The sequence below is a fragment of the Olsenella profusa F0195 genome, assembly GCF_000468755.1.
GTDB classification, from domain to species: Bacteria; Actinomycetota; Coriobacteriia; order Coriobacteriales; family Atopobiaceae; genus Olsenella_F; species Olsenella_F profusa.
Map to the genome: position 1 here is coordinate 119,961 of NZ_AWEZ01000045.1, position 21,167 is coordinate 141,127.

The 21,167-nt window shown below is 58.0% G+C and carries 21 protein-coding genes, 1 tRNA gene and 4 pseudogenes; 17 read left to right on the top strand and 9 right to left on the bottom strand.

From position 1 onward, the window contains the following. Positions 1 to 34 precede the first annotated feature (34 nt). The 5 genes and pseudogenes from HMPREF1316_RS06250 to HMPREF1316_RS06265 form a co-directional block, all read right to left on the bottom strand. Positions 35 to 769 carry an energy-coupling factor transporter transmembrane component T gene (locus HMPREF1316_RS06250; RefSeq protein ID WP_021726199.1) on the bottom strand — a complete coding sequence of 245 codons (735 nt, stop codon included), beginning with the start codon at positions 767 to 769 and terminating at the stop codon, positions 35 to 37. Continuing rightward, entirely contained in the window at positions 769 to 1,371 is a 603-nt protein-coding gene (locus HMPREF1316_RS06255) for an MptD family putative ECF transporter S component (protein WP_021726128.1), read from the bottom strand. Before HMPREF1316_RS06255 ends, HMPREF1316_RS06250 begins: the two co-directional genes overlap by 1 nt. A gap of 33 nt (positions 1,372 to 1,404) precedes the next feature. After that, a pseudogene (locus HMPREF1316_RS15130) lies at positions 1,405 to 2,097 on the bottom strand (ABC transporter ATP-binding protein); the annotation flags it as partial. Positions 2,098 to 2,301: 204 nt separating this feature from the next. After that, a pseudogene (locus HMPREF1316_RS15135) lies at positions 2,302 to 3,162 on the bottom strand (ABC transporter transmembrane domain-containing protein); the annotation flags it as partial. Then, positions 3,144 to 4,919, bottom strand: coding sequence for an ABC transporter ATP-binding protein (locus tag HMPREF1316_RS06265; RefSeq protein WP_021726140.1), 1,776 nt, complete (start codon positions 4,917 to 4,919; stop codon positions 3,144 to 3,146). The pseudogene HMPREF1316_RS15135 and the gene HMPREF1316_RS06265, both read right to left, overlap by 19 nt. A gap of 207 nt (positions 4,920 to 5,126) precedes the next feature. Between HMPREF1316_RS06265 and HMPREF1316_RS06270 the strand changes: the two genes are divergently transcribed. From HMPREF1316_RS06270 to clpX, 8 genes are all read left to right on the top strand, one after another. Beyond that, complete coding sequence (locus tag HMPREF1316_RS06270) at positions 5,127 to 5,744, top strand: TetR/AcrR family transcriptional regulator (protein ID WP_021726114.1); 618 nt, start codon at positions 5,127 to 5,129, stop codon at positions 5,742 to 5,744. Between the two features lie 211 nt (positions 5,745 to 5,955). Then, on the top strand, positions 5,956 to 6,333 hold the full coding sequence (locus HMPREF1316_RS14745; RefSeq protein ID WP_332248188.1) for an MFS transporter: 378 nt from the start codon (positions 5,956 to 5,958) through the stop codon (positions 6,331 to 6,333). Positions 6,334 to 6,440: 107 nt separating this feature from the next. Next, positions 6,441 to 7,127 carry an MFS transporter gene (locus tag HMPREF1316_RS06275; protein WP_198009605.1) on the top strand — a complete coding sequence of 229 codons (687 nt, stop codon included), beginning with the start codon at positions 6,441 to 6,443 and terminating at the stop codon, positions 7,125 to 7,127. Then, the gene (locus HMPREF1316_RS13195; protein ID WP_021726069.1) at positions 7,112 to 8,155 is read left to right on the top strand and encodes a zinc-binding dehydrogenase; all 1,044 of its coding nucleotides are present in this window, start codon (positions 7,112 to 7,114) and stop codon (positions 8,153 to 8,155) included. The genes HMPREF1316_RS06275 and HMPREF1316_RS13195 overlap by 16 nt, the downstream gene beginning before the upstream one ends. Positions 8,156 to 8,246: 91 nt before the next feature. Next, positions 8,247 to 8,333 (top strand) — tRNA-Leu (locus HMPREF1316_RS06285). 67 nt (positions 8,334 to 8,400) lie between these two features. Next, positions 8,401 to 9,732: a trigger factor gene (tig, locus tag HMPREF1316_RS06290; RefSeq protein ID WP_021726031.1), complete on the top strand. Its 1,332-nt coding sequence runs from the start codon at positions 8,401 to 8,403 to the stop codon at positions 9,730 to 9,732. A gap of 83 nt (positions 9,733 to 9,815) precedes the next feature. Continuing rightward, entirely contained in the window at positions 9,816 to 10,430 is a 615-nt protein-coding gene (locus HMPREF1316_RS06295; RefSeq protein WP_021726234.1) for an ATP-dependent Clp protease proteolytic subunit, read from the top strand. A 113-nt stretch (positions 10,431 to 10,543) separates the two neighbouring features. Then, positions 10,544 to 11,863 (top strand): ATP-dependent Clp protease ATP-binding subunit ClpX, encoded by a 1,320-nt coding sequence (gene clpX, locus HMPREF1316_RS06300; RefSeq protein WP_021726115.1) that lies wholly within the window; start codon positions 10,544 to 10,546, stop codon positions 11,861 to 11,863. On the opposite strand, the gene HMPREF1316_RS06305 is transcribed toward clpX, so the two are convergent. From HMPREF1316_RS06305 to nagB, 3 genes are all read right to left on the bottom strand, one after another. Continuing rightward, positions 11,860 to 12,633 (bottom strand): TatD family hydrolase, encoded by a 774-nt coding sequence (locus HMPREF1316_RS06305; RefSeq protein WP_021726174.1) that lies wholly within the window; start codon positions 12,631 to 12,633, stop codon positions 11,860 to 11,862. The two genes, clpX and HMPREF1316_RS06305, sit on opposite strands and share 4 nt — an antisense overlap. A 2-nt stretch (positions 12,634 to 12,635) precedes the next feature. Then, on the bottom strand, positions 12,636 to 13,394 hold the full coding sequence (locus HMPREF1316_RS06310) for a tRNA threonylcarbamoyladenosine dehydratase (protein WP_040651647.1): 759 nt from the start codon (positions 13,392 to 13,394) through the stop codon (positions 12,636 to 12,638). 169 nt (positions 13,395 to 13,563) lie between these two features. Next, complete coding sequence (nagB, locus tag HMPREF1316_RS06315) at positions 13,564 to 14,295, bottom strand: glucosamine-6-phosphate deaminase (RefSeq protein ID WP_040651714.1); 732 nt, start codon at positions 14,293 to 14,295, stop codon at positions 13,564 to 13,566. A gap of 351 nt (positions 14,296 to 14,646) precedes the next feature. On the opposite strand from nagB, the gene HMPREF1316_RS06320 reads away from it, so the two are divergent. The 7 genes and pseudogenes from HMPREF1316_RS06320 to HMPREF1316_RS13210 all read left to right on the top strand — a co-directional run bounded on the left by HMPREF1316_RS06320 (position 14,647) and on the right by HMPREF1316_RS13210 (position 18,907). After that, on the top strand, positions 14,647 to 15,375 hold the full coding sequence (locus HMPREF1316_RS06320; protein ID WP_021726090.1) for a GntR family transcriptional regulator: 729 nt from the start codon (positions 14,647 to 14,649) through the stop codon (positions 15,373 to 15,375). A 56-nt stretch (positions 15,376 to 15,431) separates the two neighbouring features. After that, positions 15,432 to 16,583 (top strand): N-acetylglucosamine-6-phosphate deacetylase, encoded by a 1,152-nt coding sequence (gene nagA / locus HMPREF1316_RS06325; RefSeq protein WP_021726208.1) that lies wholly within the window; start codon positions 15,432 to 15,434, stop codon positions 16,581 to 16,583. Between the two features lie 350 nt (positions 16,584 to 16,933). Then, positions 16,934 to 17,329 (top strand): annotated as a pseudogene (locus tag HMPREF1316_RS15050) (restriction endonuclease); the annotation flags it as partial. Positions 17,330 to 17,364: 35 nt separating this feature from the next. Continuing rightward, on the top strand, positions 17,365 to 17,835 hold the full coding sequence (locus HMPREF1316_RS13200) for a DEAD/DEAH box helicase family protein (RefSeq protein ID WP_051332943.1): 471 nt from the start codon (positions 17,365 to 17,367) through the stop codon (positions 17,833 to 17,835). A gap of 27 nt (positions 17,836 to 17,862) precedes the next feature. Continuing rightward, positions 17,863 to 18,066 (top strand): annotated as a pseudogene (locus HMPREF1316_RS15055) (hypothetical protein); the annotation flags it as partial. A gap of 115 nt (positions 18,067 to 18,181) precedes the next feature. After that, complete coding sequence (locus tag HMPREF1316_RS14750; protein ID WP_051332944.1) at positions 18,182 to 18,373, top strand: hypothetical protein; 192 nt, start codon at positions 18,182 to 18,184, stop codon at positions 18,371 to 18,373. A 36-nt stretch (positions 18,374 to 18,409) separates the two neighbouring features. Next, positions 18,410 to 18,907, top strand: coding sequence for a helicase-related protein (locus tag HMPREF1316_RS13210; protein WP_021726062.1), 498 nt, complete (start codon positions 18,410 to 18,412; stop codon positions 18,905 to 18,907). A gap of 183 nt (positions 18,908 to 19,090) precedes the next feature. On the opposite strand, the gene HMPREF1316_RS06335 is transcribed toward HMPREF1316_RS13210, so the two are convergent. Further along, the gene (locus tag HMPREF1316_RS06335) at positions 19,091 to 19,849 is read right to left on the bottom strand and encodes a DeoR/GlpR family DNA-binding transcription regulator (protein ID WP_021726267.1); all 759 of its coding nucleotides are present in this window, start codon (positions 19,847 to 19,849) and stop codon (positions 19,091 to 19,093) included. Positions 19,850 to 20,203: 354 nt separating this feature from the next. Here HMPREF1316_RS06335 and HMPREF1316_RS06340 point away from each other — a divergent pair, with 354 nt between their 5' ends. Further along, positions 20,204 to 20,617, top strand: coding sequence for a PTS sugar transporter subunit IIA (locus HMPREF1316_RS06340; RefSeq protein WP_021726109.1), 414 nt, complete (start codon positions 20,204 to 20,206; stop codon positions 20,615 to 20,617). 36 nt (positions 20,618 to 20,653) lie between these two features. Beyond that, positions 20,654 to 21,145 carry a PTS system mannose/fructose/N-acetylgalactosamine-transporter subunit IIB gene (locus tag HMPREF1316_RS06345; protein ID WP_021726012.1) on the top strand — a complete coding sequence of 164 codons (492 nt, stop codon included), beginning with the start codon at positions 20,654 to 20,656 and terminating at the stop codon, positions 21,143 to 21,145. Positions 21,146 to 21,167 lie beyond the last annotated feature (22 nt).

The window sequence follows — 21,167 nt, forward strand, 5'->3', positions numbered from 1 at the left end:
TGAAGCAGTTTCCTCCTCCTTGAAGCAGTTTCTGCTACCAACCATAGAAAGTTGAGAGGACAAAGCAAATGATGACCGCGATACAGAGCAGCAGCGCAGCGCCGTCCTGCCAATGAAATCCAATCGGGCAGATATTGGTGCGTCGTACAGGGGCATCTAGCCCTCTCGTAAGGGCGGATGTGGACAGTTCATCCCCGATTGTGACAAGACCGGTCAGCAGCGGCACCATCCGATACTCCAGCATCTCCATGGGATTGCGCCATGATCCGACTTCCCGAAGCCGCATGGCATCCCGAATCGCTCTGTATTCCTCCCGTATCGTGGGAAGAAAGCGAAACATCACGGATACAGGGATCGAAAACTTCTTGGAAATATGCAGCCTGTCCATAGCTGCAACAAACTCGCTTACCGTGGTTGTCAACACCAGAAGGCAAAACATGGACATCCCCGGAATCAGCTTTGTGAACATGGCGATCATGCCGGTAAACAGGAGGTTGAACAGGGGTGTTGCATGCGGCATCAGCAGGCGGGGAACCGTCGCCGTGACCGCATACATCACTGCATAGTATGCAGCAATCTGCGGTTTCTTGAGCAAAACGAGGAATAGTAATGGAATCACGGCAAGGCATGGCAGTACAACGTTCATAATTCCGAAGCTGTCGCTTGAAATCATAACGCAGGAAACCGTCAGGCAAAGTAGAATCTTTGTCCGCGGGTCAAGGAACATCTGTTTTGCTGTCGGCCTTGTGTTTCGCAGCACCGTTTCCATCAGACCAGCCCACTTCTGGCAAAGTGCTTCTTCAGCACAGCCCTACCCAGCAGGCCACCAATCAGGCCTCCAACAAAGGCGGAAAGGATGACCAAAGGCAGCATCCACCAATAGCCGAACCAGCCGGAAATCGTGTACATAAAATCCTGTCCATATGTTGCCGCGTTTTTATCAAGCCACTCTGCGCTGGCGTTCAGCCAATGGATGTAATTGGCACAGGACGTGACCATCAGAATGGCGTACCCCAGAACAGCGCGCTTGGCGCTCTGGTAGTTTCCAGACTTCATAATAAGTTCTACGATCAGGCTGATAACAATTCCACAAACGAGCGCGTCGGGTCCCATACCCGTCAGTAAAAGGACAACTCCATTTATAATCTCAAAAATCAAGACCATTCCAAATTTTTTGATTTTGGTAAAGTAGAGCATCATTGGAATGCCAAGTATGATTGCCGTAACGCTTGGGATCAGCATAAAGCCAATGGGCGTCAAACCGATCGCCACAGCAATCAACACACCGCATATGACATTGATTGCGGTAAAGATACCCACATTCATCAGGTCTTTTCCGTTCAACCGGTTCTTGTTCGTTTCTTTTGTCATGTTAGGTGTTCCTTTCTATAAATAATGATTCATTCATTTGACCTTCCATGCCAGACTCTCGTTTTGCAGTGAATAGAGGCGATGGTACAAGCCGCCCCTCTGCATCAGTTCTTCGTGTGTGCCGGATTCCATCAGTTTCCCTTCGTTTAGAACTACAATCCTATCGCACGCCACTATGGATCGCAGTCTATGGGCAATGATCAGTACCGTCTTGTTCTCAATAAGCCTGCCGATGGCCTTCTGAATTCTTGTTTCGTTCTCAGGGTCAATGGAAGCTGTGCTTTCATCCAGCAGGATCACAGGCGCATCCTTCAGGAATGCGCGGGCAATTGAAAGCCGCTGCCTTTCGCCGCCGGAGAGGGTCATTCCGTTTTCTCCGATTACGGTGTCGTAACCCTGCGGGAGCCGATCTATAAACTCGTCGCAGCAGGCAAGCTTTGCTGCGGTCAAGACTTCCTCATGGGCTGCATTCTCTTTCCCGATCTTGATGTTGTTATAGATCGTATCATTGAACAGCACCACGTCCTGAAAAACAAAGGAGTAATTCCTCAACAGCGTGTCTGGAGCGATTTTATTAATGTTGATGCCCCCCAGATACACGCCCCCTTTGTTTACGTCCCAGAAACGGGCGGCAAGCCGGCAAAGCGTGCTTTTGCCGCAGCCTGATGGACCCACCAACGCAGTGATTTGCCCCTGCTTCGCTGTAAAAGAGACATCGTGCAGCACATCCTCTTTGTTGTAAGCAAACGATATATGATCAAAGGAAATATCAAAAGACTCTGGTTGTAGAGCCGCGTCTCCCTGCTGTTCCGGATAATCCATCAGGTTCCGAATCCGTCCTGCGCTGACCAAAGAAGAAATCATTACGCCCAGCGATTCACACGCCTTGGTCAGAGGCTCATAAATCCTGACTGCAACGAGGAGAAACAAGAGGAATGTAAACAAACTAATTTCTCCCGAAATCAGGAGTGTGGAACCGGTTACGATGACAAGCCCTAAACCGATCCGCATAATGTTATGAGACAGGGCAATCATAAAGCCGGACAGAAATTCGTACAGTACAAGTCCCCTCAAAATGCGCTTGATCGTGGCTGACAGACGGTTCTGGTAGCCTTTCATCGTTTCTGAGGAGCGCAGCACCTTTATGTTTTCCAGATACTCCTGTACACCGTCGCTGATGTCCAGCTTCTTCTGCCTATTTCTTTTATTCGTCCCCTCAGAGATGATCCGGCACAGGGACATTGCGATCACGACTAATGGGAGGCAAATCGCCAGACTGCCAGCCAGTTTCCAGTTGTAAAATGCAAGGATGACAATGGTCGTCAAGCCCGACAGAAATCCTCCTATAAACTCTGCTACGCTCGTGGAAAGTGCCAACTCCACAGTCGCGACATCATCCATGACCGTAGAGGCTAAATCGCTCAAGTCGCGCCTCCCGATATAAGAGAGTGGAAGCCTCCGGATTTTGTCTGCGATCTCCATGCGAAGCCGCATATCTTCTTGTGTGGAAGTCAGGTACTTCTTTCGGTATGTCATGCGGTATGCAAAATAGATTGCGAATAGCAGCAAAAGGGCAGTTCCCCAATATCCCCACAGAGGTATACTTCCGTGCGTTATGCCAAAGTATCGACTCATCATTTCATTTGCAACCATTGCAAGCAGGAGGACAGGCAACAGCGTAGCAAGATTGAACAGACACATATACAAACCGGACTTCAGGATGTTCCAACTTCCCTCGTCGCTAATGCGATATACTCTTTTAAGCATATTTGTTACTCTCCAATCCTCCATGAAATACTGCTCTGGTATTCTTCATGCATTCTGGCATATACACCGTGCATATCCATTAGTTCACGGTGGGTTCCCTTCTCGACAATATTCCCCCGCTCCAAAACACAGATTTGATCAGCGTGTATAATGGTGGAAAGTCGGTGGGCAATCATAATGACGGTCTTCCCTCGCAGCAGTTCGTCCAGAGCCTTCTGTATCAGGTATTCATTTTCCGCATCAGCAAATGCGGTTGCTTCATCCAGCAGTACCACAGGGGCGTTTTTCAGGATTGCGCGGGCAAGGGCGATCCGTTGCATTTCACCACCGGAAAGATAGATTCCATTTGTCCCGATCGCCGTGTCTGCGCCCTGTGGCAGCTTTTCCAAAATATCGTCGCACTGTGCCAGATGGAGTGCTTGGAAAACATCCTCGCGTGAAGCGTCCGGATTGAAAACAGCGACATTTTCTTTGATCGACATCTTAAATAAATTCGTGTCCTGAAATACAATACTGACCTGCTCCATCCAATGCTTGTAGTCCATTTCCCGTACATCCACTCCGCCGATCCGGATAGCTCCCTCATCGACGTCCCAAAATCTCGCAATCAGATTCGCAATAGTGCTTTTCCCACCGCCAGATTCCCCGACCAGTGCGGTGATCGTCCCCTCCGGCACATCTAAAGAAACATCGTCCAGAGCTTTTCCGGCAGTCTCCCCATAAGAAAATGAAACATGGTCAAGGGATATGTCATAGCCCATCGGAGATTGCGGTCTTTTCGTTTCCGGCAGTGGCTTTTCCTTCAACATCTGATCGATTGCGTCCAACGACGCCTTGGAGAGCATCAGATTGGATGAGCTGTTCATAATACGCGCTAAGAACGTCACCACGGTAGGAATAAGAACCGAAAAGAACAGAAAACTCAACACCATTTTTTCAGGATTGCTGCCTGTGTTGAACAGGATTATACCGCCGGGAATCAGGAAAAAGAAGATGCCGTTAATTGCGGCATGGTAGGCACTGTCTGCATTTTGCATGGAGAGCGCGTATTTCAGCAAATAATCACCGTACTCTTTTACCGCAGCCTTATAGCGTTGGAAAGAATTGGCGGTTTGCCCAAACACCTTTACAACAGCAATGCCCCTGACATATTCCGTGACGGAATTGCTGATGTCCTCGGCAGACTTTTGATATTGCTTAGCAAAGCCTTCGCTCTCATCCTTCAGCATATGATAAAGAATAACAAAGCCGACCAGGATCGGGATCAGGCAGATTAAAGACAGACGCCAGTCATACATAAACATGAATACAAGAAAAGCAATCGGCAACGCAACAGCTCCTGCAAAGTCTGGAATCTGGTGTGCGATCAGCGTTTCCAGATTGTCCGAGTTCTTTTCAATGATTTTTCGTTGTTTCCCGCTGGGATTTGTCGTGTGATACCCCAAAGGCAGATTCCCAATGTGTCGGACAATCTGAATCCGCAGTTTTGCGACCGTATTGAAAGCGGTGATGTGGGAAAACAGCAATGCCATCCCGTATATTCCAAATGACATAATGATCAAGGATACAGCGCGCCAGCCCATATCGACCATATAGGTCTGATCCAGCGAATGGATATTACCAAGAGACTGAACGATCTCCTTTGCCACGTTATACACGCACACAAAGGCATATAGGTTGATGACCGACGAGACAGCAGATAATACAATGGAGATGGCCATTGTGATCCTAAACATGCCCATATGTCGGAACAGACGCCCCAGCACTCCTTTTTCTTTCATACCGTCAACCCCTCGACTTTGTATAATAGTTAGATAAAGCTAACTACAGAGCCAAAATTCTCCTTTCCTGAGACATTTGAAACATCGTTTCAGATGTAAAAATACAGCTTATACTGATCCATGTCAAGCTGTTTCTTTCTTGACATGCTACATTCTGTCCCATGAGATGAAAACAGAGTTTCAATCTTTCGGAAAGAGAGGATTCACATGAAACGAATTGCCGGTGTATCAGAACGCTTATTAGCGTGTGCCAGAAGCGAATTTTTAGATAAGGGGTTTCAGGCTGCCTCCATACGGGAGATTGCCAAAAAAGCAGAAACCAGTGCCCGCGCTATCTATACGCGCTTTCCCAATAAAGAGGGACTTTTCGACGCAATTGTTTCGCCCATTTCAGACGGGCTTATCGAGCTATATCAGAATTATGCGGATCAGTTTTGGTCGAAGGACATAGGGGTGGATGGAACAGACGCCATCTCTTTTGATGATACTGCAATCTATGTTGACATGATTGACTATATTTATGACCATAAAGATGAGTTCCTGTTGATTCAAACGTCCTTAGATGGCAAATGCCACACGGCGCTGATTGAGGATTTGACTGACAAGAACATTTCCTACATCTCCAAATGGACAGAATCAGCAGGGGGTGCAGGGAACGAAGAAGAATTGATGATGAAAGTGCTGCATATGCTGACCAATTCCTTTTATGCGTCTATGTTTGAACCTCTCCGCCACGACATGAACCGCAGGGAGGCACGTTTTTATATTGAGAAGCTATGTGCCTTTTTTGTCGCAGGAATTGATCGTCTGTTGAAAAAGCAATGATGCTTTTAAAACTATTTCTCTCAGAGTTAAATCGTCCATCGACACCTTATATTACCCTTGATTTTACGGGTCAATCCTCCGCCCTTGTTGAGCAGCAGTGATTTGGTTGTGGTTGTATGACGAAGCGTTCAGGGGGTGATGCTCGCCCTAGACGCGAGATGGCCAACCAGGCCTTTCTCATCTGCGGGAGGGTCTCGGTGGCTTTGGCGACATATTCTTCGACTATGCGAACAGCCTCTGGTTCGCCAGCCAGGGTGCCGTTGGCCAGTTCCTTCTGGGGATCTATCAGATTGGTCAGTCTGTCTGCTCGCTCGTCATTGATCCCGTGGGTGGAGTTGTTGCCGATCGCTTCGATCGCAAGCGCATCTTGGTGGTCGCAGATATGCTCTCGGCCTTCGTTTGCCTGGTGGCCGCTGCATTTTTTGTCACACCTGTCTTTGTCTACGCGCTCATCTCAGCAAATGTGCTCCTCAGTGCTGCCAGTGGGTTTTACCTGCCCGCGTATCACTCGGTACTTCCCTTTCTCGTTCGGAAGTCACAGATATCGAACGCTGACTCTCATCTTGAGCTTGCCGCACACAAGTACTGAGTGTGGTGGCACTCATGCTGAGCGCCGCGTTACTGACCCTGTGCCATGAGCAAGGTGCCCTGCTCGTCAATGCGATGTCGTTTGGCACATCTGCACTGCTGAACTCCATGCTCAGGACAGCACCCCATGCTGAGGTACCAGCTGCGGGCCGCACGTCACCTCGCCAGTTCGTCAGCGACTTCGTTGAGGGTCTGAGGTTCATTGGTGGGTCCTCGGAAGTTCGCTATCTCCTGCTCATGAGCTCGCTGGTCAACTTCTTCCTCGCGGGATACAACCTCATGACCCCATTCGTGCAGATGAGCTTTGGTGCAGGCGACGCAGCTTACGCCGAGCCCTTGACATCGTCATCGGTGGGTGGAGTGCTTGGCGCCATCCTCACCCGCCTTCTTGGCGACCGGCTTGGTGGCCCCAGGGTCACGCTCTTCGCTGCGCTATTCGGATGCGGCCTCAGCCTTGCCCTGTTGCCCGCGTTCCTTCACCTGTGGCAGGCATTTGCTGCCGTGCTTGCCTGCATACTTGTGTTTGCTGTCCTGCTCACCTTCTACAACATCCAGTTCTTCAGCGTCCTGCAGGCCAGTGTCGATGAAGCGTACTTGGGAAGGACGTTCAGCTGCGTTTTCGTGATAGCCACGCTTCTCATGCCACTGGGGACCCTGGTCTTCAACAGGCTCATCGTCGCGCCTGAGGCCTTTTGGTATGCGGCCTTTGGGGGTATCTGTGCATCGAGCCTACTTGCCCTTGTGCTGGCTGTGGGCGTCGAGGGGAGGGATAGTACGCCATGGGAGATGTGCTGAGCTTTGACTCAAAATACTATGCGAGCATCATTCGAGAGTATGGCTATGATCCCGTTGGGTTTTCATCCGTACCGATGATGCCAGCCTTGGCGAATCGAGCTGATGAGCAAGCTCTTTGGTGCTGCTCTTACAATGTGGAAGCTGTTTTGGACCCAGATGGCCAGACTCTCTTCTCGACGGGAGTCGGCATGTCCGGATGCCCTCACATGGGAACCGTCTCGCAGATAGCCAAAGCCAAGATGCTTCAGGAGGCGGGGTATCGGGTTCAGTTGGTCTTGGGTGACATAGATGCCTACACGGGCAGGAATATCACTTGGTCAAAGACGCAGGAGCTTGCGGAGAGATATTCACACTTCATAACGGCGCTTGGATTCAGTTCTGACATCCTTTGCCCGCGAAGGCAATCAACATCCGAGTACATGCTTACTTGCCTCTCGCTGGTGGCCAGGCACATGTCCTATGAGCTTGCCTGTGACTCTGAGGAAGACCTGCAACCGCTTGTGATGGGTGATGGAAACATCGCTCGTTTGTTGGTATTCGAGCTGAATAGGCAGGGCTTGGTGCCGGACGTTCTTACACGTAGTGGCGAGTGGCCCTATCTTGACCTCCTGCAGGCTCGGGCGATGGGGTCGTACGAGGATCTTGCCTCGGTGGCTGTGGGGCAATATGACTTGCTCTTTGAGTGCGTCGGTTTTTCTCAGGCAAAGACTCTTCAGGCAAGTCTGAGATGCGCTCGCCCAGGAGCAACGCTCCTGTTTCTTGGGGTATATCCAGAGACCTATGAAATACCCTTGCGGCTACGTCCACTCTTTGAGCATGAATATAGGATCTATGGCGTCAGGTCGTTTCTTCGCAGCGATTTCTCTGAGGCGGTTCAGCAGATGGAACGGTGCTTTGGTGAGCTCTCAAGGGCGTTTCCCCTGAGGATTGTCGACGCTCAAGATGTCACAGCTCTCGAAGAGTGTCTCAGGCACCCTTCGGCCTCCAAGGTTGTCATCGATTTCATGGAGGGGCGCCCGACACCCTAGGCCCGGCGCCTCGGCTCGTGATGTGAAATGCACGCATGCTATAAGCGCGTCATTTCGATTTTGCTATCATGTGAAAGCTATGCGTCACGATGCGGGCGTGGCGGAACTGGTAGACGCGCTGGATTTAGGTTCCAGTGGGGGAGACTCCGTGAAGGTTCGAGTCCTTTCGCCCGCACCACCGGCACCTACGAGGAACTTCGCGGGACGGCCCCATCGTCCCGCACGAGAAACTAACTGGAGGAACGTTGAACATCACCGTCACTGCCGAGAGGCCTGAGAACGACCAGGTGGTCGCCAAGCTCACCGTCCCCGCCGCCGAGGTGGACAAGGCCGTCGCCAAGGCGTACCGGGACATCGCCCGCAAGTATGCCTTCCAGGGCTTCCGCCGTGGCCGCGCCCCGCGCCCCGTCATCGATGGCATTGTCGGCCGTGCGGCCGTGCTGGCGCAGGCTACCGAGGACCTCATGAACGACGTCCAACCCGAGATGTTCAACGAGCTTGACATCGTCCCCATCGGTCGTCCCGACTACGGTGAGGATTCCGTGGCCGTCGTGGAGCATGAGGACTTCAGCGTCACTGCCACGATCTCTGTGCCGCCTACCTGCGAGCTTGACTCCTATGACGCTCCCGCCATCAACATGCCGCCTGACGAGCCCACCGATGCCGAGGTGGAGCAGCAGGTGGAGCAGCTCCTGAGCTACCACGTGACCTATGAGGACGATGACACCGACCGCGCCTGCGCCGAGGGTGACACCGTCGTGGTCGACGCCGTGGACAAGGAGGGCGCGGACAGCCTTGCGGGCACCGATCGTCAGCTTACCCTCGACACCAACTATCTCCCCAAGGAGTACGTCGAGGGCATCGTGGGCATGAGGCCAGGCGAGACCAAGGACATCGAGTGGACGCGCAGCCATGGCGACCACGAGCACAGGATCGCCGTCGCCGTCACCCTCAAGGGCCTGAAGAAGGCCGTCGAGCCCGAGCTCACGGATGACTTCGCCAAGAAGAACTTCGGCTTCGACACCGTGGACGCCTTCAAGGATGCCGTCAAGGAGGAGATTGGCGAGGACAAGGTCAACACCCTGCCCCACCTCAAGGAGGACCGTGTCGTCGAGGCCATCGGTGAGCACCTGCAGCTCGAGGAGGTCCCCGAGGCCTACGGCAACCAGGTCTTCAACGAGCTTGCCAACGAGGTGCTCTCCCGGCTGCAGCGCCAGGGCATGTCGCTCGACATGTACCTCGCCGCGCGCCAGATCAAGAGCGACGAGTTCATCGACGACCTTCGCAAGCAGGCTGACGAGCGTGCCCGTCAGTCCCTCGCCCTGGATGCCCTTGCACGCCATCTCGACATCGAGGCCACCGAGGACGACATCAAGGGCGAGTTCGAGAATGCTGGCGTGAAGGACGTGAGCAAGTCCATGAAGGAGTTCACCGAGGGTGGCCAGATGCCCGCCATCCGCGAGTCCATCCGCCGCACGAAGGCCGTCAGGTGGCTCGTCGAGAACGCCACCGTCACCGTGGTCGATGAAATCGCCGAGCGCCGTGCCGAGGCCGAGGAGAGGCAGGACGCGGAGTAACCCGTCCCCGTCGTCGCACGAATCAATCGGACTCCCCGGGGGTACAGTACCCCGGAGCGTCTCTTACCAAAGAAGGAGAACACATGGTCAGTCCCACAGCAACGCCCCTCATCCCGTATGTCATCGAGCAGACCCCACGCGGCGAGCGCAGCTACGACATCTACTCGCGTCTGCTCAACGACCGCATCGTCTTTCTGGGCGAGGAGATTACCCGCGACACGGCGAACCTCGTGATCGCCCAGCTCCTGCACCTCGAGAGCCAGGACCCCGACAAGGACATCTCGCTCTACATCGACTCTCCTGGTGGGGAGGTATACGCCGGCCTCGGCATCCTGGACACCATGAACTTCATCAAGCCCGACGTCTCCACCATCTGCGTGGGCATGGCCGCCTCCATGGCCTCCGTGCTGTTGGCTGCGGGCACCAGGGGCAAGCGCCTGGCGCTGCCCAACGCCATGGTCCTCATCCACCAGCCCTCCAGTGGCGCCCAGGGTCAACAGACCGAGATAGAGATTGCCGCCAAGGAGACCAAGTGGCTCCGCACCCACATGGACGAGCTGCTCGCGCAGTACACGGGCCAGACGGTGGAGAAGGTTCACGCCGACACCGAACGCGACAACTATCTGCGTGCCCAGGCTGCCGCCGACTACGGCCTGGTCGATCGCGTGATCACCTCGCGCATGGAGCAGGGCGAATAGGCTTCCCTCGCATGCGGGTCTGCCGCCCGGGGCCGCGTGGCAGCCTCGGGCGGCCTGCGGTGGGATACCAGTGGTAGGATCGAGACACAGCCGCTGCTATCGAGAGGATGCTGATGGCACAGGATGACAACAGGGGCATGCCGCCAGAGATACACTGCTCCTTCTGCGGGAAGCCGCGCAGTCAGGTGCGCAGGCTCATTCAGAGTCCCAACGGGGTCTTCATCTGCGACGAGTGCGTGTCCGAATGCTCGCAGATGCTGGCAGAGGATGGTGATCTGTCTGTCGAGGGCTTCGAGGTCGAGAGGCGCCCTCCCATCGGGAGCCTGCCCACCCCGCACGAGATCTATGACGAGCTGTCCCAGTACGTGATGGGCCAGGAGGATGCCAAGCGCGCCATGAGCGTGGCCGTGTACAACCACTACCGGCGCGTCCTCACGGGTGACGATGAGACGCCCGAGGAGGAGGCCAAGGGCGCGACCGAGCGCGTGGAGCTTGCCAAGAGCAACATCCTGCTTCTGGGGCCCACGGGCACGGGCAAGACGCTGCTCGCGCAGACGCTCGCGCGCTTTCTGGAGGTGCCGTTCTGCATTGCGGATGCCACCACCCTCACCGAGGCCGGCTACGTGGGTGAGGACGTGGAGAACATCCTGCTCAAGCTCATCACGGCCGCAGATGGCGACATCGCGCGCGCCCAGGTGGGCATCGTCTACATCGACGAGATCGACAAGATCGCTCGCAAGGCGGAGAACCTCTCCATCACGCGCGACGTCTCGGGCGAGGGCGTGCAGCAGGCGCTGCTCAAGATCCTCGAGGGTACCGACGCCAGCATCCCACCCCAGGGCGGCCGCAAGCATCCCCAGCAGGAGCTCATTCACATCAACACCAAGAACATCCTGTTCATCTGCGGTGGTGCCTTCGTGGGCCTGGACAAGATCGTCGCCGATCGCATCGGCAGGAAGGGCATCGGCTTCAGTGGCGCGCTTGCCCGCAAGGTGGAGGACAACCAAGACGAGCTCATGAGCCAGGTCATGCCGCAGGACCTGCACAGCTTTGGCATGATTCCCGAGTTCGTCGGCCGCATTCCCGTGATCACCTCCACCAGGGAGCTCACTGAGGACGATCTCGTGGAGATTCTCACCACGCCCAAGAACGCCATCGTCAAGCAGTACAGGCGCATGTTCCAGATCGAGGGCGTGGAGCTTGAGTTCACCGACGAGGCGCTGCGCGAGATGGCGCGCCAGGCCATCGCGCGCGGTACCGGCGCGCGCGGCCTCAGGGCCATCTGCGAGTCCACCCTGGAGCAAACGATGTTCGACCTACCGAGCGACCTGGACATCTATAGGGTCACGGTCACGCCCGAGAGCGTGGGCGGCGGTGCCTCACCGCTGTTGGAGCGCAGCGAGAGGGGCGTCGTCGAGGGGCGTGCCAGCTAGCTCCACGAGCCTTGCCGCACGAGCCGTTCCGCATTCCGTGCCACCTTGTCCCGGAGGTCATCGAGGTCGAGGTGGCGCAGCTGTGCCATGGTGGCGATGCTGCGCTCGAGCGAGGCCTCTATCTTCCGCGCGGAGAAGGGTGCTCTCCCATGGGGAGGGAGGTCCGTCTCGGTGAGCAGACGCCCCAACGGCACCTGGCGGGCGTACTCGCGGCCACGCCGGGTGGCGAGCATCATCTCGTTGACGGAGAACCAGCATCCTGAGGTCACGGCGCGATGCAGCTCGTCCGAGCTATCGCTGAACCAGTGGAACACGCAGTGGCAGCGCTCGAGGCAGCCCGTGTCGGCAAGGATGTCGAGGCATGTGTCCGCCGCGCGCACGGAATGGATGGAGAGCACCGAGGAGGACGTCCGGGCAGCGGCTGCACAGACGCGCGCGAAGGCCGCTGCCTGGCGTCCGTGGGAGTCGGGTGCCGTGTGGGTGTCGGAGAAGTCGAGGCCCACCTCGCCCAACCAGCGCGTGTGGCCAGCGAGCTCCTCGAAGTGGCGGACATCCCGCTCTTTGCAGCGCCCGTCCGCGACCCACCAGGGATGGAGACCGAGGGCAAGGCACACGTTGGGGACGTCGTCCAGCTCCGGATGGGCCGCGTCATAGCCCGCGGGCGTCACCGTGGCGGCATAGAGGCCGAGCCCGTCTCGGGCGGCATCTGCGGCCACCTCTGCGGCATTGGACATGAAGTCCAGGTGCACGTGGGCGTCAACGAGTCTCATGGCTAGGCGTTCTCCCAGGTGAGATCGGCAAGGCGGCAGATGACGCGTCCCGCGATCATCTGGCCCATGATGGGTGGCATGTAGCTCATGGTACCGAGGATGGAGGCACCCTCGCGCACGAGGCCTGCCTCGTCGATGGCCTGTACCTTCCCCTCAGGCTCACGGGGTCGTTCGTCGGAGTAGAGCACCTCGAGTCCCCTGACGCCGCGCCTGCGGCACTCCTTGCGGACGGTACGCGCCAGGGGGTCTCCCGAGGTGCGCTCGATGCGTGCGAAGCGCAGTCGCGTGGGGTCGAGCTTGTTGCCCCCACCCATGGAGCTGATGAGGGGGATGTCCCGATCCTGGCACCACTGGGCAAGCACGAGCTTCTGGCTGACGGTGTCGATGGCGTCCACCACGTAGTCTGGACGGGGGAGTGCGGCAAGCGTGGTGGGGAGCCCCTCCCTCGAGAGGAAGACCCGCTGGGCGATGACGTCGCATGTGGGATTGACGTCTGCCACGATGCGGGCCATGACCTCGGCCTTCTCCTGGCCGATGGTGCTCTGGTAGGCCACTGCCTGGCGGTTGACGTTGCTTGGTGCCACTACGTCGCGGTCGAGGAGGACGAGCGACCCCACGCCACCACGTGCCAGCGCCTCGGCACAGTTTGATCCCACGCCACCCAAGCCGATGACCATCACGCGCGCGGCCTGCACACGCGCAAGCGCCTCGCTGCCCATTACCAGCCGCAGCCGGTCGAGCGCGGTCTCCTCGGTATCCATGTGCCTCCACTCGCATACGGTGCATATCCTCATTGTAGGGGAGGCATACGTCGAAGGCATGTGACGCGAGCCCACAATCCTTCGTCCGTTTGTGAGCTTGGGCTACGTCTGCCCAGTTGGCAAGCATGGTGCGTGCAATCTGTACGTGGATTGCACGCTCGGTAGGGCGCTACTGGGGGCACAGCGAGAGCGCCGCCTCGTCGGCGATGACCACGCAGTTGGTGTGCAGCTGCAGTATGGAGGCGGGGCACTGCGGGTCAACAGGGCCCAGGCACATGCCGCGCACGGCCTTGGCCTTGTCCCTCCCGCTGGCAATCACCAGCACGCCGCGGGCGTACATGATGGCCTGCACGCCCATGGTGTAGGCTTGGCGCGGCACGTCGTCGGGACTGTCGAACAGGCGGCTGTTGGCCTTGATGGTGCTCTCGGTGAGGTTCACCAGGTGGGTGCCCTTGGAAAAGACGGAGTCGGGCTCGTTGAAGCCGATGTGCCCATTGCGGCCGATGCCCAAAAGCTGGAGGTCGGGGTAGCCTGCCGCGGCCACCATGTGGTCGTACGCCGCACAGGCGGCCCTGACGTTGGGGTTGGAGCCATCGGGCACGTGGGTGTTGGCCAGGTCGATGTTGACGTGGTCGAAGAAGTTGACGCGCATGAAATGGTGATAGCTCTGGACATCCTCATGGGAGAGGCCGCGATACTCGTCCAGGTTGTAGGTGGATACCTGTGAGAAGTCCACGTCGCCGCGCTCGCACCACCGGGCCAGCTGCCTATAGGCCCCCAGGGGTGTGGTGCCGGTGGCCAGGCCCAGCACGCTCGTGGGCTTGAGGATCACCTGGGCGGAGATGACGTTGGCGGCCTTGCGGCTCATGTCGTCGTAGTCGGTGGTGCGGATGATCCTCATGGCGTCCTCCCGGTGCTCTCGCATCTATGCTCCCTGATGACGGTACTCCATTGCGATACCGAAAACATGCATATTATCTTGATACCAGTTGGTGTGGAACATCTGTGCGCCTGGTATGTGGAACGAAGGGTAGGAGGTGAGGGGAGCCTATCGTCCCTATGTCACATCTTCGCTTTTCGTCCGATTCGATATAGTCTTAGCTGCACATACACCCTGACCGTTCCCCTGCGTTCGGCGAGCGGTGCACCGGGCGTGAGCGTTTCCCGTGCCGTTCCCAGTCGGCCCGAAGAAGGGCTACAGTTGGTATGTGGTAGTAACCAGTAAAGTCAGAGACTATCCAAGGGGTGGGCCATGACCAAGCTATCCGGGAAGCAGCCCCTGTACAGCCAGCTATTCGATGTCCTGCGGGACGGGATCCAAAGTGACATGTCGCCCGGTGACCTCCTGCCCTCGGAGCGGCAGCTCTCCGAGCGGTATGGCCTCTCACGTACGACCGTACGGCTCGCCCTCGAGAGACTGGAGAGTCGGGGGCTCATCCACCGCCGGCATGGCAAGGGGACCTTCGTGGCCGACGCAAGGCACTCCGCAGCGGACCTCTCCCTGTGCTACAGCTTCACCGATGAGATGCGCGCGCTGGGAAGGGTGCCGTCCACGCGCATCCTGGGCTTCGCCGAAAAGGAGGCCAACAAGGCCGTGAGCTCCGCGCTTGGCCTGCACCTGGGTACGCACGTCTACGACCTGTACCGTCTGCGCCTGGCCGATGGCGTGCCCATGCTGGCGGGTCACACCTACCTGCCCATGCGGCCGTTCCCCGGCCTCAGCCAGAAGATCGCCTCGGAGCGTCCCCTATACGACATCCTGGAGCACGAGTACCACCAGCAGATTGCGACGGCGGAGGAGGAGATTCGCGCGGGATGCGCCCGTCCTTCCGACGCGGAGCAGCTGGGCATCCCCGCCGGCGCCCCCATGCTGGAGATCGCGCGCGTCACCCGCAACGTCGCCGGGGATGTCATCGAGTACACACAGAGCGTCGCACGGGCGGACAAGTTCAAGTATCACGTGGTGCACAGCAGGGTCTAGAGGCGAGCGCTCCGGTGCGGGCACGAGCCTGTGGACGAAGCCATGAGGAGGCATCCATGGAGGCATATGCGGTCAAGGCGGATCGGTTCTTCCTGCCGGGCAGGGTGAGTGGGGCGGGCTATCTCACGGTGGAGAATGGCAGGTGTGGCCGCTTCACGCGGCAGCGACCGGACTGCAGGGTCGTTGACCACACGGGCAGGTGGGTCGCGGCCGGTCTGGTGGACACCCACATCCACGGCTTTCTGGGCTATGACGTGCTGGACGCTGACTCCGAGGGCGTGGGCAGGGTCGCGCGCGGTCTCACTGCGCACGGCGTGACGTCCTGGCTTCCCACGATCCTCACGGCAAGCGTGGGGCAGATGGGCGATGCCTGTGCCTCGGTGGCCGCGGCCGATGATGTGGGTGGTGCCCACGTGCGGGGCATCTTCCTGGAGGGGCCCTTCTTCACGGAGCGGCACAAGGGCGCACAGAACCCCAGATACTTCCAGGATCCCTCGGTGGAGGTGTTCGACGGCTGGCAAAGGCGTGCCCGGGGGCTCGTGAGGAAGATCGCCATCGCACCCGAGCGCGCAGGGTCCATGGCGTTTACCGAGGCCCTCGCCGCACAGGGCGTGCACGTGGCACTGGCACACAGCGACGCCAGCTACGAGCAGGCCATGGCGGCCGTGGACGCGGGCGCGGACGTCTTCGTGCACACCTACAACGGCATGAGCCCGCTCCATCACCGCGAGCCGGGCATGGTGGGCGCGGCCATGACCTCCCGTGGCACCTATGCCGAGGTCATCTGTGACGGCCTGCACGTGAGCCCGACGGCCGCGGAGGCGCTCGTGCGGGCCAAGGGCACCGACCACACGGTGCTGGTGACGGACTGCCTGCGCTGCGGCGGCATGCCCGACGGCGACTACTACCTGGGCGAGTTTCCCATCGTGGTGCGGGATGGCGTGGCGCACCTCAGGGACGGTGGCAACCTGGCGGGCTCCACCCTCACGCTCGACCAGGCCGTGCGCAACGTGGTGGACTGGAACGTCGCGACGGCGGAGCAGGCCCTGCGCATGGCGAGCGAGGTTCCCGCACGGTCGAGCGGCCTTGCCGACGTGTGCGGCTCCCTGCGTCCCGGCCTGGACGCGGACTTCGTGGTGCTCGACCGCGACCTCACGGTAGAGGAGACCTACGTGAGCGGGAGCAGGGTGTATCAAAGAGGGGAGTAGGGAGGGTACGCGCGGTTGCACCTCCCGTACGACCCGCACCCGCCTTTCGCAGCCTGTCTTTCGGAGTCGTATGCAATCCGCTCGCGTGTCGTTCCGAGTCGTATGCAATTCTGACGGCTGTTTGTCGGAGACATTCTCCATCACGAGACACCATGGCGAGAGGAACCGCAGGTATATGAGGTGAGCTGCAAGTGCCCGTCATTCCCTCACGACACAGGAATGCATACGACTCGCATGACCCCCGGGCAAAAGTGCGAACGACTCGTCGTGAAGCGCATCCAAGGGCTTTGCCATCCGTCTCTCATGGGAAGATAATGGCATGGCTGTTCCTACACTGAATTGGGGGATCCATGCCCACTGACCAGATTCGTATCGTCACGTTCGATGACGTGCTTAGCTATCTCGCTTCCCATGAACGTATCACGCATGACAAGGGCGACCTATGGGAACGCGTAACGGCGTGGTATCTGCGCAACGACCCTGAGCTGCGTCAGGTAGTGGGGCATGTCTGGCGATGGGACGACATGGAGAACCCTCTGCGCACGGGACGTGACGCCGGTATCGGCATCGTGGCCGAGCGTCTCGATAGGCCAGGGACGTATTGGACCGTACAGTGCAAGAACTACGACGAGCGCCACAAGCTCACTTACAAGGAGCTGGGCACTTTTTTTGCAGCTGCCGAGGCAGACGAGCGCTATTCGGGGCTGATCGTGGCTACCGTGGGCGAGGAGCTCTCGTCAAACGTGAATGCCCACCTACGGCCCTGCAGCAGAATCGCGGCATGGCGTCGATGGTGTTCACGCCCTCTGACATGGCCCAATCGAATGTGGATTGGGCCCTGCTCATGCAGGGCAGCGTCCAGGATGCGGGGGCTCGCTGGGCGAGGACCTTCGGCCCGGGGCCGTACCAGCAGGCTGCCATCAACCAGATACAGGCATGCTTTGAGTCGCATGACCGTGCCAAGTCGATCATGGCATGCGGTACGGGCAAGACCCCCATGTCGCTGCGCCTTGCCGAGGAGCGCTTCCGTGACAACAACTGCCATGATGTGCTCTTCTGCGCACCGTCAATCGCGCTCGTCGCGCAGGCGATGCGCGAGTGGACCAACCAGTCGCGTGTGGAGCTCAGGAGTCTCGTGGTGTGCTCCGATGCCAAGGCGTCGAAGGTCGGTGAGGACGATGTGCTCGATGACGTGGTAGGCGTGACCTTCCTGGCGACCACGGACTCGGCGAGCCTGCGCCAGCGCTATTAGTGGACGCGCGAGAACTGTCCCGATGCCATGATCGTCGTGTTCAGCACGTACCAATCCATGCAGGTGGTTCAGGGCGCCCAGGAGGCTGGCCTGCCGGGCTTTGGCCTGTGCGTGTGTGACGAGGCGCACCGGACCGCCGGTACCAAGTACGCCGACGATGATGACGTGGCGAGCTATCAGATCGTCATCGATGGCACGCGGATTCGCGCCGACAAGCGCCTCTTCATGACGGCGACCCCCAAGGTCTATGGCGACAACGTCAAGACGAAGGCTGGCGAGGTTACAGCCGAACTCTACTCCATGGACGATGAGGACAAGTATGGCCCTATTGCCTACGAACTCACCTTTGCCTCGGCTGTCGAACAGGGGGCTGCTCTGCGACTACCGCGTGGTCGTGCTTGCGATAAACGAGGACGCCGTGCCCGGATCGAAGCTCGTCGTTCCCCATGGCAGCAACGATACAGAGCTCGACGTGGGCGATGCCGCAAAGATCATCGGTTGCTGGAGAGGCCTGGCCACGCACGGCGAGGAGGCCTAGAGGAGGCTTGATGCCTACGAGGGCGACGAGGCTGCCGTGACGACTGACTTCCTCCTGGTGGACGACTTCGACGAGTGGGACGTGGATCGTGACGCCCTTTCGCTCGATGACGAGGGCAAGCGTATCGAGCCACTACACCGTGCCGTGGGCTTCTGCTCCACCACTCAGGCCTCGAAGGACATCGATTACGCCTTCAAGCAGGTGGTGAAAAACTACGTGTGCAACACGGGCGAGTCGGGCCCCGACTGCGAGCTCGACCACGTGGACGGCTCGATGGATTCCAAGCTGCGCGTGAAGAAGCTTGGGTGGCTTGCGGAGAGTGACGGCAGGAACGACTGCCGCATCCTCACGAACGCGCGCTGCCTGGCCGAGGGCGTGGACGTGCCGTCGCTCGATGCCGTCATCTTCTTTAGCCCCAAGCGCAGCAAGGTGGATGTCCTTCAGGCCGTCGGCCGTGTCATGCGTACGTTCACGAACAAGCGCACGGGCGAGAGCAAGCAGCTTGACTATATCAGGTCTTTAACAGTTGAATAAAAACCCGTTCAGCAGGGCGACTGAAAGTCAGGTTCTTTATTCAACTGTCAAAGACTCAATTATGGCTGGGACCTCCCATGACTGCGGTAAGCCGACTGCGGACAGCTGAAACCTAACTCAAGCTGTCTCCAAGAGGGCCTTCTGCTTCACAAGCGAGGCCCCAGCCACCTCGCTCCATATCGTCTAGATGACCTCAACGTTGGCGCGCGCGCACGCCTTGAGAAAGTCTTGGGGCAGACCCCCGTCCGATACGACGATGTCGAGGTCTGGGATGTCGCAGATCATGAACGTGCCCCTACGCTCTATCTTGCTGGAATCCATGAGGAGAATAATCTCCTCCGAGCGCGCCATCGCCGCCCTCTTGAGGTGTGCCTGCTCGTCAAGCTCACAGGTGAAGCCTCCCTCCGCATACGCCGTTGCCCCTAGGAACATCTGCTCGAACCTCATGTCACTGATGCCGTCAATCGCTCGCGAGCCCTCTAGGCACATGCTTTCCTCGTTGAGGGTGCCGCCAGGCATGATGGTGGTGACCTTCTGAAGGCTGGCCAGCTCGTTGGCGCAGCTCAGGCTGGGAGTGAACACGGTGTATCTTGCGTCGGGTAGCACGCGAGCGAGTGCGGTCGTCGTGCTTCCGGAGTCGAGAAAGATGGTACCGTTTCCGCTCACCAGCGATCGGACCTTTGCAGCAATGGCGCGCTTGGCCGCGGCGCTGCGCGCAATCCGCTGGTTGATGGGGATGTCCACGCCAATGGCGTAACGTATCGAACGGGCCCCACCATAGGTTCTTACTATCAGGTGGTCGGCGTCGAGCTGCTTGAGGTCACCTCGTAGGGTGACCTCCGAGAGGGTGGGGAACCTGTCCCGGATCTCTCTGAACGAGATGCTTCCCTTTGTGTCTATGAGCTGAACGATTTCTTGTCTGCGCTGATCCTTCATCGACATGTGGGCATCCATTGCTCTCGGAACCAGAGACTTAAGTTGTCTTGCCATTCACAGTAGTCTAGCAGGGGCATGGGGCGTGCGTCCCATCCACGCGCGACGGGCTGTGCTGCCGTTACGACATTACCGATTGTAGCCCAAGCCTGCAATCCAGCATCCGTGCACGGCTCTAGGTAAACCCGCCGCTCAGGGCGCTTCCCTTACCTTTTGCAGAGTAATTTTCTCTCCACTGCTATTTTTGGACATGACTGCCAGAACTCTGTATTACTATGCTCATAACTTACGAAATGAAAGAAAATCTATCTAAGATTAGTAAGTTCTTATTTTGAAAGATAAGATTGGAAGACGGGGATTGGTGTGACACAGATACTTTTGGTTGCACACGGGAGGCTTGCCCAAGAGATGAAGGCCTCTTGTGAGATGATCTGCGGCGTGTGCCCGCAGATATCTTGCGTGACGTTTCTTCCGCAAGAGGGGTTCGACACGGTCAAACAGCACATCCTGGCCACCCTCTCCGCACACGAGGAGACTCTCATCATCGCCGACCTGTTTGGCGGAACTCCCTTCAATGTCGCATGCGCTGTGGCCATGAAAAGGGAGATGTCCGGGATAGAGGTTCTCTCGGGCATGTCTCTTGCGCTCGTCCTGGAGGCAGCGTTCTCCTCGGACGAGATGGGGGCGACGGATCTCGCCCAGGCGCTCATTGACCAGGCTCCGCAGGTCGTCCGTAGGTTTGTCCCTGAGGCCATCGACGAGGACGATGACTTCTAGAGCCAGTTGCGGGAAGTCAGCAGAAAGGAGAGGGACATGCAGATTAGGTTGGCAAGGATCGATGACAGGCTCATCCATGGGCAGGTCGTCACGGTGTGGTCCAAGGAGGCACAGGCCGAGCGAATCCTCATCGTGGACGACGGGGTTGCCAAGGACGACATTCGCAAGGTCCTGCTGAAGCAGGCGGCGCCTCCGGGAGTCAAGGTCAACGTCGTGAACGTGGAGAAGTCAATCAAGGTCTTCAACAACTCCAAGTATGGCCCCGAAAAGGTCATGTTCCTGTTCACGGGGCCCTCGGCTCCCCTGCGCATGATTAAGGCCGGGGTGCCCATCACGTCGGTCAACATCGGCGGCATGCAGTTCAAGGAGGGTAGGACCCAAGTTACCAAGGCCTGCTCAGTCGATCACCAGGACGCAGCTGACTTCAAGGAGCTCATGAATCTTGGTATCGAGCTTGACCTGCGAGTGGTTGTCTCTGATAAGAAGGAGGACTTTGGCAAGAAGCTGAGCGCGGCCGGACTGGTGTAGCGGTCGAGAGAGTGCCACGCGT